Raw genomic sequence first — 16,451 nt, forward strand, 5'->3', positions numbered from 1 at the left:
CATACGCACATTCCCTTGGCACAAAATCTGGACCGGCCAGCGCCGGTCCTTTCTGTTTACGACGGCAAGACTTCACTGGGCTTAAGGCAAACGCAGCGCGCGTGTCTACGCAGGACGCGACCACGCCACGCCGGGCTTCAGGCGATAGCCCCAGGGCAAACCCGCATTGCGCCACCCATTTACGGCCCGCACCCCGTTCGCGTCCTTGTCCCCTTCAAAGCCTTCAACCAGGTTCCAGACATTTGTATACCCAACCTCAATAAGCTGCCGCGCGGCCACAGCCGAACGCGCGCCGGACCGGCAGGTCACAAACACCGGATCATCCTTGGATTTACCTTTCGATTGCAGCAAAGCATCGAATTCTGCCACCACGTTCGGGTTGCCGGTCATGCGATACTGCCCGCTGTTGGGATCGACCTCATGGGTCACCACAGCCAGCGGGATGATTTTGTCCAAACCTTCGGGGTGGCCGACAAATGAAATCTCGATGGGGTCGCGGACATCTACAAACAGGATGCCCGGATCTTGCTGAAGGGCCGCATGAGCCTCGTGCGGCGTCAGGTACAGGCCAAGTGGTGTGCGCTGGCGATCTTCAAGCGTTGCCGGGTCCAGCTTTGATGTCACGGAACCACCAGCAGCCGAGGCAATAGACGCGGGTGCAACCAGCACACTGGCTGCCCCCAATTTCAGAATTGCCCGGCGGGTTGTTTGGGTTTTGGGGCTCATTGCTCGGCCCTTTTTTCGGTGCACAGGCCCAACATCGCATAAATCGGGCAGAATTTGATGGAAGAGGTCAGGACCAGCACAACACCAACCCATCCCCACACGCCGATGACCCCGACCACTGTGGCCGCAATAAGCGCAAGGCCCAGAATAAGGCGAAGTACACGGTCGGCGGACCCTACATTGACGGCGAATTTCATAGTCGAATCTCCTTTGTTGTTCGGGCTGAGATTCTCATATTCCGCTCATCCTTTATGTGACGCGGTCACACAGAATCGGATCGCGCATGGCGGGTCAGGGCCGGAAGATTTTCGACGTGGATCGTGCCGCGTTCCAACGCCACCCATCCGCGATGCTCAAATTCCTTGAGGATGCGCGACATCACCTCGCGCGCGCTGCCCAGTTCGGTTGCAATACGCTGATGCGTTGTGCGGAGCACGGATCCCTGGCGGCTTTGCTCTACCAACCATTGCGCCAACTTCCGGTCCATGCGATTCAGCAACAGATCATCAATTACCTCGGACAGTTCGACAATTCGTTGCGAGAAGGCTGCAAAGACCGATCCGCGAAACTCGGCATCCGATGCCAGCAACGCGTTGAAACGTTCTTTTCCGATTGCCAGCGCCACGACTGGACCTTCTGCATAGCCAAATCCGGAATACGGTATGTCTGACAGCATACAGGACGTGGTCATCACGCAGCTGTCATTCGGGCCAACACGGTACAGAACCACCGTCCGCCCGGATGGGCTGGTTTGTTCAACCCGAACAACCCCGGATAGAACAATCAAAAACATCTCGCCATAAGCACCTGGCGCAAACAGTTCGGTTCCATCGCTGATCTCAAGACGCGTTCCAACCTCATCCAGGCGATCCAGAATGGCGTCGGTCCAGTTCTGCAGTGTCACGGGGCGCACCTCTTTTATCCAGCAGGCACTATGTAGGCGCAGCGCGTCGCGAATACACCCTTCGGGCAAAACTCATCATTTACGGTCGAAACCCCCGACGTTAGATTTGGCGGCAACGCGTGTTCGCGACGAGCTACAAACTGGATCACCAATGCCCATCGACCTGTCCGTCGAGCACAAACTTGCCGCACCACCTCGGGTCAAGCGCCGTACATTAAGGGTCATTGGAACAGACGTCACCCTATTGGAACCCGTGCGCCAAATGGCCATGTCGGATTTGCAGTTCGATATCGAATATGAATCGCTGGACTTCCTGACCTGCCAACGCCGGGCCGCCACACACCCGGAACATTACGATATCTACGAGCAGTGTTTTCACAACCTTGATATTGTCTGGTACTGGGGCGCCCTTCAGCCGATTGATACCCAACGCATCGCGGAATGGGACAATATCGGCGATCTGTCCAAACTGGGCGGCGTCAGTAAATACATGCGGCAGGGATACGGTGACGCGCCGGTGCGTAAGCTTTATGTCCAGCCCGACGGTGTGATCGGGCAGCAACCGATGCAGTTTATCTCGATGTTACCGACAGCGCACAATGTTGACTCGTTCGGCTATGACCGACGGGTCTTTGGCGAAGAGGGCTCAGAAGGGTCAAGTTGGGCCTGGCTTCTGGACAAGCGCGCCAAGGGACGGATCGCAATTGTGGATGAGCCTGCGATCGGCCTGTTCGACGTGGCTCTGGCAGCCGAAGCCAGCGGTGATCTCAGTTTTGCCGATATCGGCAATATGACGATTGATGAAATTGACAGCCTGATGGCACTGCTGGAAACGCTGCGCCAGCAGGGGTTCTTTTGCGATAGCTGGAAATCGGCTCAGGATGCCGAGGCTCTGTTACATGCCCAAAAAGTGGCCGCGCAAAGCATGTGGTCTCCATCCTATGGTAACCTTGGGCCGATGGAGGCGCATTTTGTCGAAAGCGTGCCGCGTGAAGGGTATCGTGCATGGCATGGCGGCGCGTCGCTGGCCCGACATCTGACCGGAACCAAGCTGGGCATGGCCTACGAGTATCTGAACTGGTGGCTGACCGGCCAGGCGGGCGCAGTCATGGCGCGGCAGGGATATTACATGACGGTCCCCGAAAACACCCGGCAATACCTTAGCGAAGATGAATGGGATTACTGGTATGACGGCCAGACCGCCCGATCCGATCTTGTCGGCACCAATGGCCAAACCGTTGTCCGCAAAGGTCATCGCCGTCCCGGAGGCGCGTATCATGAACGGGTAAGTCGCATCGCGCTTTGGAACACCGTGATGGACGAATACAACTATGCTGCCCGCGCCTGGAAGCGTTTCATCTCGGCCATCCGGGAGGGCAAGCCATGAGCCGGGTATCGGGACTGCGCGGGCAGGAACCTCTGTATGAGGTCATCAGCGAGATTCTGCGACGCAATATCCAGTCCGGCCGCCTGCCGCGTGGACTTGTATTGATTGAAGGCCCGATTGCAAAGGTCATGCTGACCAGCCGAGCGCCGGTTCAGGTCGCATTGCGAAAGCTGCACGAAGAGGGGTTGATCCACCGGTTTCGCGGCCGCGGCTATCTGGTGGGGCAAGGCGATCTTGACCCGATCCGCCGACCGATTGACGAGTTTCAGCTGGATATCCCTGATCGGTCGAGATCAGCCCTAGCGGTGCGCGGCACATGGATGCGTGTCTATGATCAGGTCGAAGCCGACGTAGCTGCCTGTCAGGTTTTTGGCGAGTTCCGGCTGATCGAAACTGAGCTGGCGGATTTTCTGGGTGTCAGCCGTACGGTCGCGCGCGATGTGCTTAGCCGCTTGAACGAGCGCGGCATCATTCGCAAAGGCGCATCCTCGCATTGGCTGGCAGGTCCGCTGACCGCGCGTGTGCTGCGCGAGAAATACCAGTTGCGGGCCATTGTCGAACCCGCCGCGCTGACCCTTGCCGCGGATTTTATCGACACAACCGAGATCAACAAGGTGCGCGATCAAATTCGCCAGGGTCTGACGCGTGAATCCTATGCTTACGAGGCCGCGTTCCAGAAGCTCTGTCTTGAACGCGCGCCAAACACCGCACTGGTCGACATGATCCGAAACAACCGGCTTTTGCTGTCATCGGTCAACGCGGCCTTGAACCGTCTGGGGCTGCCGGCGGATCACGTCGCTGTCGATCAGTACCGTATTCTGTTTGATCTGATCGGCTCGCGCCAGATCAGTGCGGCGGCGGAGTATCTGAGAGAACATTTGCGCCTGTTGGCGGACAAGAATGTGGCACGTCTGAAGATTGTCGCATTGGTCCCAGAAACCGAAGCGATTCCGCGATACCTTTCGCCTTTATAAATGACCTGAGTGCCCAATATTCATTTTACAAATTGGTGATATCGGTATTTTCTGGATTTTTTCTGTTGTTTTAGTGAAAATTTATTTAGAAAATGAACATTGACCTATTCATTATTGCAAACTTTCATACGAAGTACGTTTTAAAAGGCTGCGATTTCTGACCCCGCTCACGCGTCTGATTGGGGTTAAGCAAAAGGCGGAAAGCTGTCGGTGGCCTGAGTACCAAGTGGGGAAGTGAATGGGTCAGGTGGATTCCATCTTCAGGCTGGACGGTGTCTCGCGGCACTTCGGGGCGTTGACCGCGTTGGACAACATCTCGTTCGAGGCAACGCAGAATGAATATATTTCTCTGCTGGGACCGTCAGGTGCGGGCAAAACCACATTGCTTCGCGTGATGGCGGGATTTGAAAAACCTGACACAGGCCGCATTCACTTTCTGGGTCGCGACATAACCGACCTTCCGGCGCACAAGCGCGGAATAGGTTTTGTGTTTCAGAACTTTGCCTTGTTTCCGCATCTGACGGTGTTCGAAAACATCGCCTTTGGTCTGCGCAACGGGGTCGAGGACATTGCCGCCTCGGACACCGACGCCCGCGTCACCGAGATGGTGGGGCTGGTCGGGTTAGAAGGACTGGAGGACCGCGTGCCGGACCAGATTTCCGGGGGCCAGAAGCAGCGTGTCGCTCTGGCCAGAACCCTGGTCATGCAGCCGAAACTGGTGCTGCTGGATGAACCGCTGGGGGCGCTGGACGCCAATCTGCGCGGTCGCATGCAGACCGAGCTGCGCCAGATCCGCGAGCGTCTTGACGTCACCTTCCTGCATGTGACCGGCAGCGAAACCGAGGCGCTGGCCATGGGCGATACGATTGCGGTGCTGGACCGGGGGCGGATCATACAATCCGGCACACCCGAGCAAATCCATGACGCGCCCTCCAGCTCGGACGTTGCCTTGTTCCTCAACCGTTTCAATCTGTTTGACGGAACGCTGAAAGCCGGTGCCTTTAGTGGTCCTTTCGGAACCGTGCCAGTGACAGATGCTTGTCATAACGCCGCGGATGTCTACGCCATTCGCTATGACCGAACCAAAGCGTTCAGAAAGGGCGATGCCCTGCCCGGACCGGCCTTGCCAGCCCGCTATCTGGCAAGTGAATATCTTGGATCATCCGTAATTTCGTTCTTTGAAACCGCCGATCACAAACAGGTCGAGGTCGATCATCACCTGAGCTTTGGCGACCCGGACGAATACGAGGTGGGGCAGGATTATCTGCTGTCGTGGGACCCGAAACACGCCATCGTCTTCGGCAAGGAAGCAGCGGCATGAGCACAGCACCTTCGACGCAGCGCAACGGCTTTACCGGCTGGCTTCTGGCGCCGGGTGTCTTCTGGATGATCCTGTTTCTGGTCGCGCCAATCATGATGATTGTCTACGTCTCCTTCTGGACGCAGACCACATTCGCCATCAACTCCACCCTGACGCTGGACAGCTGGAAGAACTTCTTCAGTTCCGAGGCGTATGTCGGCGCGCTCTGGACCACGTTGCGGCTGTGGCTGATTGTTCTCGCACTGACCTTCATCATCGGATACCCGGCAGCGCTGTTTGTCGGATTGCTGGTCAAAAGCAAGACGGTCTCGACAGTGTTGCTGGTGCTGTGCGTCATCCCGTTCTGGACTTCGTTCCTGATCCGCGTGCTGGCGTGGCGGCCGATGCTGGGCAAAGAAGGCGCGATCAACATCATTCTGCAAAAGCTGGGCCTGATCGACAGCCCGATCGAGGTTCTTCTATTCTCGGAGCTTTCGGTCATCATCGGCATGACGCAGATTTACGTGGTCTTCATGGTCGGTCCCATTGCCTTCATGCTGGGCCGCATCGACCGCAATATCATCGAGGCCGCGCGCGATCTTGGCGCGGGCTTCGGGCGCATATTCTGGAAGATCATCTTCCCGCTCAGCCTACCCGGTGTGGTCGTCGGCGCGATTTTTGTCAGCGTGATGGTTCTGGGTGAGTTCGCCACATCCGGCGCCTTGTCGGGGCGCAAGGTGAACCTGCTGGGCAATATCATCGTCACACAGGTGGGCTCACTGAAATGGGCGATGGCCTCGGTCGTGGGTGTGATCCTGACGATCCTACTGGGCATCGTCGTCGCCGGTTTCCTGCGCATCGTTGATCTGAAAAGCGAGTTGTGAGCATGGAATCCAAGGTCCTCAAACCCATCCTCGCCGTCTATGTCGCTGCGTTCATCCTGTTTCTTTACGGCCCCTTCATCGTGCTGGGCATCCTGTCCTTTCAACAGGGCCCCGAGGGCGGACCGCAATTCCCGATCATCGAATGGTCGACCTATTGGTATCGCCACCTGTTCGGCATGACACCGCCGTCACGTATTGCGCCCCTTCCCGTGGGTGAGGCGCTGTTGCGTTCGCTGACGCTGGCCTTCATGACGATGGTCACGGCCACGGTGCTGGGCGTGATGGCGGCACAAGCCTTTCGCCGCCGGTTCAAAGGGGCGGGCATTGTCTTTTACCTGATCGTTCTGGGTATGATGGTGCCCGGCGTGCTGACCGGGCTGGGCACATCGCTGCTGGCCAATAACGTTGTGGGAATCGAGCGCCATTGGTGGACCACCGCTTTCGTTGCTCATGTGGTCTATACATTTCCCTTCGCCTTTCTGGTGATGCTGGCGATTCTCAACCGCTTTGACGGATCGGTGGAAGAGGCCGCGTGGTCGCTGGGCGTCCCGCCCGCGCGCACGTTCCGCAAAGTGACCTTCCCGCTGATTTTTCCCGGCGTGCTGTCCGCGATGCTTTTTGCCTTCACGCTCAGCTTTGATGAGTTCCCCCGCACGCTGTTTGCGTCGGGCCGCGATCAGACTTTGCCACTGGCCATCTACGGTACCTTCTCGGTCGAGATACATCCTAACATCTTTGCCTTTGGGGTGATGACCACCCTGTTCTCATTCTCGCTGCTGGCGGTTTACGGCATCCTCATGGGCCTCAGCGTGCGTCGGGCCAAGAAGATCGCGATGCAGGAAGAGATCTCATGAGCATCGCGATTGTCACAGGTGCCGGATCGGGTATCGGGCAAGCCACCGCCAAGAAACTGGCGGCAGAGGGCTACAAGGTTCTGGTCAATGACTACGATTCCCAGGCCGCTGAGGCGACTGCGGCACAGATCGGACCATCTGCGGCACCTCATCAAGGCGATGTATCCGACCCCGCAGACGTGGCGCAGATGATCGAGCAGTGCCACGTGGTCTTCGGTACGCCCACCCATCTCATCAACAATGCGGGTCATGTGCATCAGGCGACGTTTGCCGATCTGAGTGTTGAGGATTTCGACCGGATGATCGCCGTCCATCTGCGTGGCACCTTCCTGTGCACCAAAGCCGTGCTGCCCGGCATGCTGGAGGCCCAAAAAGGCTGCGTGGTGAATATCGCCTCGCAATTGGGTCAGATCGGTGGCGTCGAACTGGTGCATTATTCTGCCGCCAAGGCGGGCATCATCGGTATGACCAAAGCGCTGTCACGCGAAGTTTCAACACAAGGCGTGCGTGTGAACGCAGTGGCGCCCGGTCCGATCAACACGCCGCTGGTGCGCGCTCTGTCCCCCGACTGGCAGGCAGCCAAGGCAGCCGAACTTCCGTTGGGCTATTTCGGTGAACCCAATGACGTGGCGGACACCGTTGCGTTCCTGTGTTCGGACGCGGCGCGCATCTATGTCGGCCAGACCCTCTGCCCCAATTCAGGAGATGTGATGTTATGAGCAAAACCGTGTTCATCACCGGCGGCGGTATCGGCATTGGCCGCGCCTGCGCGCTGGCTTTTGCAGCGCAAGGTGACACTGTGATCGTTTCGGACGTGCTTGAAGCCGAAGGCCGCGCCGTCGTATCCGAAATCGAGGCTGCGGGCGGCAAGGCCGAATTCCAACATCTCGACGTGCGCGACACGCCCCGCGCAGACGCTGTCATTGCCGATATTCAGACGCGCCACGGGGCCATCGACACAATCGTCGCCAACGCTGGTATCGCCCATCGGGTGCCGCTGGACAAGCTGACCGACGAGAAATGGGATCACACCTTCGACATCGACCTGAAAGGCATGTTCCGCGTGATCCGGCCGGCGCTGGCCGGGATGAAGGCGCGCCGATCAGGCAGCGTCATCTGCCTGTCCTCGATCATGGGCGTCGCCTATGGCTGGGACGAACATGTCCACTATTCCTCGGCCAAGGCCGGGGTAGTGGGGCTTGTGCGCGGACTGGCCGTGGAACTGGCCCGTGACGGCGTGCGCGTGAACGGGGTGGCCCCGGGCTATGTCCGCACCGCGCAACTTCTCTCAGAAGAACATTCGCTGGGTCCTGCGGGCGCGGAGACGGCGGGTGAGAACATCCCGATGGGCCGCATCGGCGAACCTGACGACATCGCGGATGTCGTTGTTTTTCTTGCCTCAAACGGGGCGCGTTACCTCACCGGACAAGTGATTGCTGTAGATGGTGGCCTGTTGGTCGGACGGTACTGAATGCAGCGGGGCCACTGGCCTCAAAACCAAGAAAAAGACACTCGACCTCAACAAGGAGTAAACAGAAATGAGTACATATTCACGACGGAGATTCCTTCAGACAACCGCCGGCGGCGCGGCGCTGGCTGCAAGCGGCATGCCATTCATGGGCGCGCAACAGGCCTTTGCCGCAAATCTGGGAAATCAGGAATTGCGCACTGTCGGCTTGTCGGTGACGGTTCAGGAACGCATTCTGAATGACTTCCAACAGCAATCGGGTGTGGGTTCGGTCAATGGCAAAGCCGATATCTTCCCCAACACCCAGACCGAGATTCTGTCAGGCACCGACGCCTATGACTGCTGGGAGATCATTGGCGAGCGCCTGGCCGCGATGGTTGCAACCGACAAACTGGCCCCTGTTGCCGCATCCGATCTGAAAAACTGGTCGGGTATCCGTGACACGTTCACAACCGCATCTGACCGGTGGGATCGCAACCGCCAGATCGTCGGCCAAATTTGGGAAGACGACAGTCAGACACGCCTGAACATGGTGCCGACGGTCTATAATTATGACTCCATTGGATATCGCCCCGATCTTGTGGACGCCGAAGAAGCGTCGACCTGGGCGGCGCTGTTCGACCCCAAGTTCAAGGGCAAAACCGGCCTGAACGTCGACCCGCTGATTGCTTTCGGTCAAGCCATTCTGGCGATGAACGCTCTGGGTCTGCTTGAGGTCGAAAACCCCGGCAACCCGGATGCGGCCTCGATCGAGGAAGCCTCGAAGTTCCTGATCGCGAAGAAGAAAGACGGTCAGTTCCGCGCGCTGTGGGGCGATTTTGGTGAACTTGTAAACCTGCTGGCCTCGGGCGAGATGGTCATTGCCGACGCGTGGCAACCCGCTGTGATGGCGGTCAAGGCGCAAGGTGTCGAATGCTCCTATGCCACCATGAAAGAAGGCTATCGCGGCTGGTCCATCGGGGTGTCCCCGCTCAAGACCTCACCCAATCTCGAAGCAGTGACAGCTTACGCTGATTACTGGCTGTCCGGTCCACCCGCCATTGCCGTGTCAGAGCAAGGCTATTATTCGCCCACCGTCAACGTCAAAGAGGTTATGGACCCTGATAAATATGCCTTCTGGTATGAGGGCAAGCCATGGGTCGGCGCAACCGAACGCGGCATCAAGGAAGGTGATCTGCGCGATGGCGGTTCGCTGGAAACCCGTGCAGCAAATGTCGCCTACTGGCACCAGTGGCCGGACGAGTACGACCTGCTGATCCAGAAATGGGACGAATTCCTGTCCGCGTAAAATACTTGTGGTTCAGCCGGGCAAAACCGGCTGACCCCCCTCCCCGCCGTTCAAGAAATCACTTCAAAAGGGTGCAACGTCCTTGGCTTACGATCTGCAACTCAAAAACGTCGGCAAAGTCTATGACAATGGCACGCCCGCCGTCATCGACTTTAACCTCGACGTTGAAAAGGGTGAGTTCATCGCCTTTCTGGGCCCGTCCGGTTGCGGCAAGTCGACGACGTTGCGCATGATTTCGGGATTCGAAAGCGTCACCACAGGGGACCTTCTGATCCGGGGTCAAAGGGTTAATGATCAGCCTCCCGAACGACGTCCAACCTCGATGATCTTTCAGAACTATGCGCTGTTTCCGCATATGAACGTGCGCCAGAACGTGCGTTTCGGGCTTGAGGTCAAGGGCCTGCCAAAGGCCGAAGCGGACCAGAAGGTCGACGGTATTCTGGACAAGCTGGGCCTTCTCGATATATCAGAAATGCCGACCAGCCGCTTGTCCGGTGGTCAGCGTCAGCGTATCGCGCTTGCTCGGTCATTGGTGGTTGAGCCGGATATTTTGCTTCTGGATGAACCGCTTGGCGCTTTGGATGCCAACCTGCGCAAGAGCATTCAGAACGAATTGAAGTTATTGCAACGCGAGTTGGGCATTACCTTCGTATTCGTCACCCACGCCCAATCCGAGGCGCTGGCCTTGTCGGACCGGATCATCGTGATGAATGCCGGACGGGTCGAACAGATCAGCCCCCCGCATGAACTTTACACCCGCCCGACCAGCGAGTTTGTCGCGCGGTTCATCGGATCGAACACCATCATTCCCGGTACGGTCACAACGACCGATGGTCAGACCATAACGCTTGATACACCCTTTGGCGAAATTTCCGGAACCAATCGCATCGATGTGGCCCATTCCAAAGGCGAGAAGATGAGCATTGTTCTGCCTGCCGAAGCCGTCGAGTTGATCCCTGGCGAGACCGATGAGGCCGAATTACGCAACACATTCGGGTCGAACATCATACCCTGCACGATCGAGCGCCTGCAGGTCATCGGCCACATCATGCAGATGCTGGTCCGGCTGAACAATGGCGAAACCATCAACACCGAAGGCCACGTGGACAAATATCGCGGCCGCTTGTCGGTGGGCGCATCAGCCTATGTCGCCTGGCACGCCAGTGGCGCGACGATGATCGCGTGACGGAGACCGGATGAGATGACACATCAGACCATCACGCAAATGGCCGCCGATCTCAAGGCCGGGCGTACCGATCCGGTCGCGCTGGTCGAAGACGTCTTTGACCGGATTGCCGATCACAATGATCCGGCCTTGTTCATTGATCTGCTGAAAGAGCGCGCCGTGGCCGAGGCCGAGGCCGCACGTCTGCGGTTGCGCGCAGGTCTCCGCGCCAGCGCATTAGATGGGGTGCCGACCGCGTGGAAAGACCTTTTTGACCTCAAAGGCCGCGTAACGACTGCCGGGTCCGTCGTTCTGAAGACCAATGCACCGGCTAAAGCTGATGCGCCCATCGTTGCACGCGCGGCGCGGGCCGGGATGACCTCGGTTGGGACGGTTAACATGACCGAATTCGCCTATTCCGGCATTGGCCTGAACCCCCATTACGGTACACCGCGCAATATCCATGCCGCCAAAGAGGTGCCGCGCAGTCCCGGCGGGTCATCCTCGGGCTCGGGGGCGGTAGTGGCTGCAGGCATCGTGCCAATGTCAATGGGGTCCGATACTGGCGGCTCGGTGCGCATCCCGGCCTCGTTCAACGGGGTGGTCGGATACAAGCCTTCGATGGGGCGCTATCCGATGGATGGCGTGTTTCCCCTTGCGCAATCTCTGGATACGATCGGGCCGCTTGCCAACAGCGTCGCGGATTGCGTTTTGGTCGACGCGGTTCTGCGTGGGTTGGATCAGCCCGAGATTGACCCGGGCGCGTTGTCGAAGCTGACTTTCGTCATCCCCGATCAGGTGATGTTCGACGGCGCCAGCGCCGATGTGCTGACCAATTTTGACGCCACGATTGCAAGGTTGGAACGGGCTGGCGCGCGTGTCTCGCGCATCTCTCTGCCGCAGCTGCAAGAGATTCTGGACCTCATGGCTCAGCATGGTTTCTTGGCCGGTGCCGAGGCACTGGCGATCCACAAAGACCGTGTGAACGGCCCCGAAGCGGCGCAGATGGATGCCCGCGTTGTGCGCCGCGTCCTGCAGGCCAGCCCAATGAGCGCAGTTGATCTGGTCATCCTGCAACAGGCCCGCAGCCGCCTGATGGCGGAAACTGCGGCGCTGATCGGCGACTGTATTCTGCTGTGCCCGACCACCGCCACCACCGCAATGGCAATCGCCCCGCTTGAAGCCGATCAGGACGTGTTTTTTCAGCATAACGGCCTGACGCTGCGCAATACATCACTAGGCAATTTTCTGGATTGGCCCGGCGTGTCTATTCCCAACGGCACAGACCAGGACGGAATGCCGACCGGCTTTCTGCTGTCAGCCCCCCATGGTCGGGACCACGCCGTGCTGGCCGCTGCGCTTGCGACCGAGGACATCATACGCGGCTGATTCAACCCCACAACTCAGAAACTTTGAATGCACAGAGGAGAAATATCATGACAAAGAAAATTCTATGCGCCTTTGGGACGGATATCGACTCCGTCGCGGGCCAGATCGGCTCATATGGCGGTGGAGATTCTCCCAACGATATTCAACGCGGCATCTTCGCGACCGAGGTCGGCATCCCGCGTCTTTTGCGCCTTTTCAAGAAATACGACATGCGTACGTCATTCTTCATTCCGGGTCACTCGCTTGAGACGTTTCCGAAGGAAATGGACATGATCATCGAAGCGGGTCACGAGATCGGCGCGCACGGTTACATGCATGAAAACCCCGTGGCCATGACCCCCACGCAGGAAGAGGACGTGCTGGTCAAGTCGATCGAGCTGATCAAGGGTCTGACCGGTGAAGCGCCCAAGGGCTATGTTGCGCCCTGGTGGGAAATGTCGAACGTCACCGCTGCACTTCTGGGCAAATATGGTTTCTCCTACGATCACAGCCAAAGCTATCGCGATTTCCAGCCGTTCTATGCGCGTGTCGGCGACGAGTGGAATGTGATCGATTATTCCAAAACCGCTGGCGAGTGGATGCACCCGCTGAAACACGGCAAGGAAATCGACCTCGTGGATATTGGGGCCAACTGGTATGTGGATGACCTTCCCCCCATGATGTTCATCAAAAACGCACCCAACAGCCACGGGTTTGTCAGCCCCCGCGACATCGAACAGCTGTGGAAGGATCAGTTCGACTGGGTCTATCGCGAGATGGAGTATGGCGTATTCCCGATCACCATTCACCCCGACGTTGCGGGACGACCGCAGGTTCTGCTGATGCTGGAACGCCTGATCGATCACATCAACAGCCATTCCGGCGTCGAGTGGGTCGATTTCAACACCATCGCTGACGATTTCCGCGCGCGCTTCCCGTTCGACAGCGACAAGCGCCCCGAAGTGATCTGATCGAAACCTGTGTCAGAGGGGCACCCCTCTGACACACCTGAAGGAGAGCGCGATGTGCAACGCCTGCGGATTCCCCACCAAACCGGGCCATTGGACAGATGCGGGCGCGGATGCCTCGGGCGACAAGTTACAGCTCAAGTTTCGCCGCGCGCGGATTCTGAACAAGATCCTGAACAGCTATGGACTGGCGGTTCACGATGATGGGCTGACACCCGGTATCCAGCTACGCTCATTCACCGGGCGCACCGTGATCCTACCCGATCTTGAGGCGGTCTGGGCCGAGGCCGAAGCCCAGAACGGAACCGCGCTTGACCCGCTGGATGCGCGGTTTCTGGTTGCGGCCTGAATGTCTGACGCCGCCGCCGATACCCGATTGCGCCTGACCATTCTGGGCGGCTATCTGGGATCGGGTAAAACCACATGGCTGCGCCATCAGCTGTTCCAGGGCCGGTTCGGACGCGCGCATATTCTGGTTAACGAGGCCGCTGAAACTCCGGTAGACGACACGCTGTTGCAGCAACACGCCAGCGGGATGACCCTGCTGGCCGGGGGGTGCGCCTGTTGTGTGGGCAAAACCGATTTGCTGAACGCGCTTCGCCGGATTTGCAATGATCGCAGCCAGATCGCATCCGACAAGGCCCGGCTTGAACGGATCGTGCTGGAAACCAGCGGTCTGGCCGATCCTGCGGCCATCGCCACGGCCATTCAGCAGGACCCGATGCTGGTCCATCACATCCTGCTGGACGACATCATCGTTCTGGCGGATGCGGTCAACATCATCGACCAGTTGGGGACCGAGCATCTGGGACGGGCGCAGATCGAAGCGGCCGACCGGATCATTCTGACCAAGGTGGACGCACAGATGCAAGGGGCATTCAGCGCCGTGCATGCAACGCTGAAACAGGTGAACCCCGGTGCCGCGATTTCTGCTGCCGTCAAGGGCGAAGACGTGGTGCCTGATCTTGATCCGGACGCGCATCCGATCCCCATTCCCGCGCTGGCCGAGTTGTCCCGATTGCCCGCGATCCAACCCACGCGCCTGAAGATCGACGCCTCGGTCGACTGGGCCGCGTTTTCCGTCTGGCTCTCTGCGCTGTTGCATGCTCGTGGTCATGACATCGTCAGGGTAAAGGGCGTGTTCGACACACCCGCTGGCTACCTGCTGCTGCAAGGTGTGCGCAGTTCGGTTCAGGCCCCCGAGATTTTGCCCTCTTCGTCAACGCAGCGGGCCAATGAAATCGTATTTATTGGCCGTAATTTCGCAAAAGAGGACCTTGGCAAGTCTCTCAGGTATTTCTCGCTCAGCGCGGGCTAGCCCAGATGTGTGCGAACCTGCCTTAGCATGTCTTTTCGCGCATGGCGCGCGGCCAGTGCCTGTTCCATATCGACCTGCACGAATTTCACCGGCGTGTGCGGCTGCAGCTGTCCGATCAGGTCCATATCCGCTGATATGATGGCCCCCAGCGTAAAGTATCCGCCACCAGATACGGCGTCACGATGCAGAACGATCGGCTCCAGCCCGCCGGGCACCTGGATCGAGCCGTAAGAATAGCAGCCGTCCACGATGTTGGACGGATCGGCCCCGGCCCCGAAGGGTTGTTCGCGGTCGACAAATTCCAGCGGTTGGCCGCCTTTGAACCGATAGCCCATCCGGTCCGCCTCGGGCGCGACGGACCAGTCATCGGCAAAGAAGCCTTCTTGTGCTTTTTCAGTCAGACGGTGCCAGTACAGACCCGGCAAAACCCGCAATTCGGCAGGTGAGCCAGGGCCGCGACGCAGGTTCTCCGGCACGCTGAAGCCCGGCTCGATTTTGTCCGCTTCGCCCAACGGAATCATGTCTCCGGCCTGTATCGCACGTCCTTCGATGCCGCCCAATGCGCCAATGGGATAGGTTGATCGGCTGCCAAGCGCGGGTGGCGTATCAATCCCGCCGCTGACCGCGATGTAAGCGCGCGCCCCGGATTTGAGGAAATCAAAGCTGAGCGTCTGTCCCTTTTTGACCGGAAACGCCGTCCATGTTGGTTGCGGGGCGCCATCGACCTTGGGCGGCAATTCAGCCCCGGTCACGGCGACCAGCGCATCCTGCATGAACTCGATCTCGGGCCCCATGAACACCACTTCGAACCCTGCCGCGCCTTCTGGATTGCCAACCAGCATATTGGCGCAGCGCAGCGCAAAGCGATCCATCGCACCGCCGATTGGAATACCCAGATGGAAATAGCCGGGACGCCCAAGGTCCTGAATAGAGGTCGACAGGCCGGGAGAGAGTATCTTAAGCGTCATTGAGGGCCTCCATCAGCTTGGCATTTGTTCCGGTCATGTCGGCATTGAACGCGTCCAAATCGAAATCGACCTGAGCGATACGCGGGGCGTATGTTCCTGCTTCGACCTCAGCCAGGATGCGGTCGTATTCGGCGCGGTCGATGGGTTTCCATTTCACGATGTCGCCGGGTTTGAAGAACACCATGAAATCACGCAGATAGCTGACCTGCTGCGTTGGGTCGAAGATGGTCACCGGGGTGATCCCGAACATCTGATATCCCCCTGCCCCGCGCACGGAATAGATGCAGGAAAAACACCCGCCATATCCAACGGTCTGCTTGGGCGTGTCGGTCCGGGGGCGCAGATATTTGGGAACCTGCAACTGTTTGTCCCGCTCGACCAGTTGATACAGGAACGGCAAGCCAGCAACGAAGCCCACCATTGACACGAACCACGGCTGCGAATGGTGCGCCTCGATAAACGCTTCGGCACTTTCATAGCCGTTGATGCGGGCGGCATAGTCGAGATCTGTGCCATTCGGGTCCTGATGGCGTTCGCGGAACCGCATCAGCGTCTCGTGCGTCCACGGATCCTGATAATAAACCGGGATTTCTATGATCCTGGTTTTCAAGCGCTTTTCAGCGTCTTCCGCTTTATGCTCAAGGTTTTTGATCTGCCCCATCATCTGGTCGGGGCTGATCACATCCGGATCGAACTTGACCTGAAAGGAAGCATTGGCGGGGCAGATCTCGGTCACGCCGTCGATATTTGCATCGCGCACGGCGTTGCTCATGGACAGGGATTTGAAAAAAGCATCCAGCGACATTTCATCATCCATCTCGACATAGATGTGTTCGTCGCCACCATAGGTATAACGTGTCTTCACGGTGCGTCTCCTTG

Annotated in this window: 18 protein-coding genes; 13 read left to right on the forward strand and 5 right to left on the reverse strand. The window is 58.4% G+C overall.

Translation table 11 applies throughout. From position 1 onward, the window contains the following. Positions 1–105: 105 nt before the first annotated feature. The 3 genes from ACRZ9X_RS16140 to ACRZ9X_RS16150 form a co-directional block, all read right to left on the reverse strand. Positions 106–726, reverse strand: coding sequence for a rhodanese-like domain-containing protein (locus tag ACRZ9X_RS16140; RefSeq protein WP_480520677.1), 621 nt, complete (start codon positions 724–726; stop codon positions 106–108). Beyond that, positions 723–923 (reverse strand): YgaP family membrane protein, encoded by a 201-nt coding sequence (locus ACRZ9X_RS16145; protein ID WP_480520679.1) that lies wholly within the window; start codon positions 921–923, stop codon positions 723–725. The genes ACRZ9X_RS16140 and ACRZ9X_RS16145 overlap by 4 nt, the downstream gene beginning before the upstream one ends. A gap of 65 nt (positions 924–988) precedes the next feature. Further along, a complete protein-coding gene (locus tag ACRZ9X_RS16150) occupies positions 989–1,630 on the reverse strand; it encodes a Crp/Fnr family transcriptional regulator (protein ID WP_480520681.1) in 642 nt (213 codons plus the stop codon). 151 nt (positions 1,631–1,781) lie between these two features. Here ACRZ9X_RS16150 and ACRZ9X_RS16155 point away from each other — a divergent pair, with 151 nt between their 5' ends. The 13 genes from ACRZ9X_RS16155 to ACRZ9X_RS16215 all read left to right on the forward strand — a co-directional run bounded on the left by ACRZ9X_RS16155 (position 1,782) and on the right by ACRZ9X_RS16215 (position 14,604). Further along, positions 1,782–3,017, forward strand: a complete 1,236-nt coding sequence (locus ACRZ9X_RS16155; RefSeq protein ID WP_480520683.1) for an ABC transporter substrate-binding protein — start codon at positions 1,782–1,784, stop codon at positions 3,015–3,017. Continuing rightward, positions 3,014–3,991, forward strand: coding sequence for a GntR family transcriptional regulator (locus ACRZ9X_RS16160; RefSeq protein ID WP_480520685.1), 978 nt, complete (start codon positions 3,014–3,016; stop codon positions 3,989–3,991). The genes ACRZ9X_RS16155 and ACRZ9X_RS16160 overlap by 4 nt, the downstream gene beginning before the upstream one ends. A 238-nt stretch (positions 3,992–4,229) precedes the next feature. Next, positions 4,230–5,312 carry an ABC transporter ATP-binding protein gene (locus tag ACRZ9X_RS16165; protein WP_480520687.1) on the forward strand — a complete coding sequence of 361 codons (1,083 nt, stop codon included), beginning with the start codon at positions 4,230–4,232 and terminating at the stop codon, positions 5,310–5,312. Then, complete coding sequence (locus ACRZ9X_RS16170; RefSeq protein WP_480520689.1) at positions 5,309–6,175, forward strand: ABC transporter permease; 867 nt, start codon at positions 5,309–5,311, stop codon at positions 6,173–6,175. The genes ACRZ9X_RS16165 and ACRZ9X_RS16170 overlap by 4 nt, the downstream gene beginning before the upstream one ends. A gap of 2 nt (positions 6,176–6,177) precedes the next feature. Beyond that, a complete protein-coding gene (locus ACRZ9X_RS16175) occupies positions 6,178–7,029 on the forward strand; it encodes an ABC transporter permease (protein WP_480520691.1) in 852 nt (283 codons plus the stop codon). Further along, entirely contained in the window at positions 7,026–7,748 is a 723-nt protein-coding gene (locus tag ACRZ9X_RS16180; RefSeq protein WP_480520693.1) for an SDR family NAD(P)-dependent oxidoreductase, read from the forward strand. Before ACRZ9X_RS16175 ends, ACRZ9X_RS16180 begins: the two co-directional genes overlap by 4 nt. Further along, positions 7,745–8,500: an SDR family NAD(P)-dependent oxidoreductase gene (locus ACRZ9X_RS16185; RefSeq protein WP_480520695.1), complete on the forward strand. Its 756-nt coding sequence runs from the start codon at positions 7,745–7,747 to the stop codon at positions 8,498–8,500. Before ACRZ9X_RS16180 ends, ACRZ9X_RS16185 begins: the two co-directional genes overlap by 4 nt. A 67-nt stretch (positions 8,501–8,567) precedes the next feature. Further along, positions 8,568–9,785: an ABC transporter substrate-binding protein gene (locus ACRZ9X_RS16190; protein ID WP_480520697.1), complete on the forward strand. Its 1,218-nt coding sequence runs from the start codon at positions 8,568–8,570 to the stop codon at positions 9,783–9,785. An 82-nt stretch (positions 9,786–9,867) separates the two neighbouring features. After that, complete coding sequence (locus ACRZ9X_RS16195) at positions 9,868–10,971, forward strand: ABC transporter ATP-binding protein (protein WP_480520699.1); 1,104 nt, start codon at positions 9,868–9,870, stop codon at positions 10,969–10,971. Positions 10,972–10,986: 15 nt separating this feature from the next. Then, complete coding sequence (locus ACRZ9X_RS16200; protein WP_480520701.1) at positions 10,987–12,339, forward strand: amidase; 1,353 nt, start codon at positions 10,987–10,989, stop codon at positions 12,337–12,339. Positions 12,340–12,386: 47 nt separating this feature from the next. After that, positions 12,387–13,289, forward strand: coding sequence for a polysaccharide deacetylase family protein (locus ACRZ9X_RS16205; protein WP_480520703.1), 903 nt, complete (start codon positions 12,387–12,389; stop codon positions 13,287–13,289). A 52-nt stretch (positions 13,290–13,341) separates the two neighbouring features. Further along, positions 13,342–13,635, forward strand: coding sequence for a hypothetical protein (locus ACRZ9X_RS16210; protein ID WP_480520705.1), 294 nt, complete (start codon positions 13,342–13,344; stop codon positions 13,633–13,635). Continuing rightward, positions 13,636–14,604, forward strand: a complete 969-nt coding sequence (locus ACRZ9X_RS16215; protein WP_480520707.1) for a CobW family GTP-binding protein — start codon at positions 13,636–13,638, stop codon at positions 14,602–14,604. Here ACRZ9X_RS16215 and ACRZ9X_RS16220 read toward each other — a convergent pair. Continuing rightward, on the reverse strand, positions 14,601–15,572 hold the full coding sequence (locus tag ACRZ9X_RS16220; RefSeq protein WP_480520709.1) for a 5-oxoprolinase subunit C family protein: 972 nt from the start codon (positions 15,570–15,572) through the stop codon (positions 14,601–14,603). The two genes, ACRZ9X_RS16215 and ACRZ9X_RS16220, sit on opposite strands and share 4 nt — an antisense overlap. Continuing rightward, positions 15,562–16,437 carry a 5-oxoprolinase subunit B family protein gene (locus ACRZ9X_RS16225; RefSeq protein WP_480520711.1) on the reverse strand — a complete coding sequence of 292 codons (876 nt, stop codon included), beginning with the start codon at positions 16,435–16,437 and terminating at the stop codon, positions 15,562–15,564. The genes ACRZ9X_RS16220 and ACRZ9X_RS16225 overlap by 11 nt, the downstream gene beginning before the upstream one ends. Positions 16,438–16,451 lie beyond the last annotated feature (14 nt).

This window comes from Ruegeria sp. AL1, assembly GCF_056540905.1.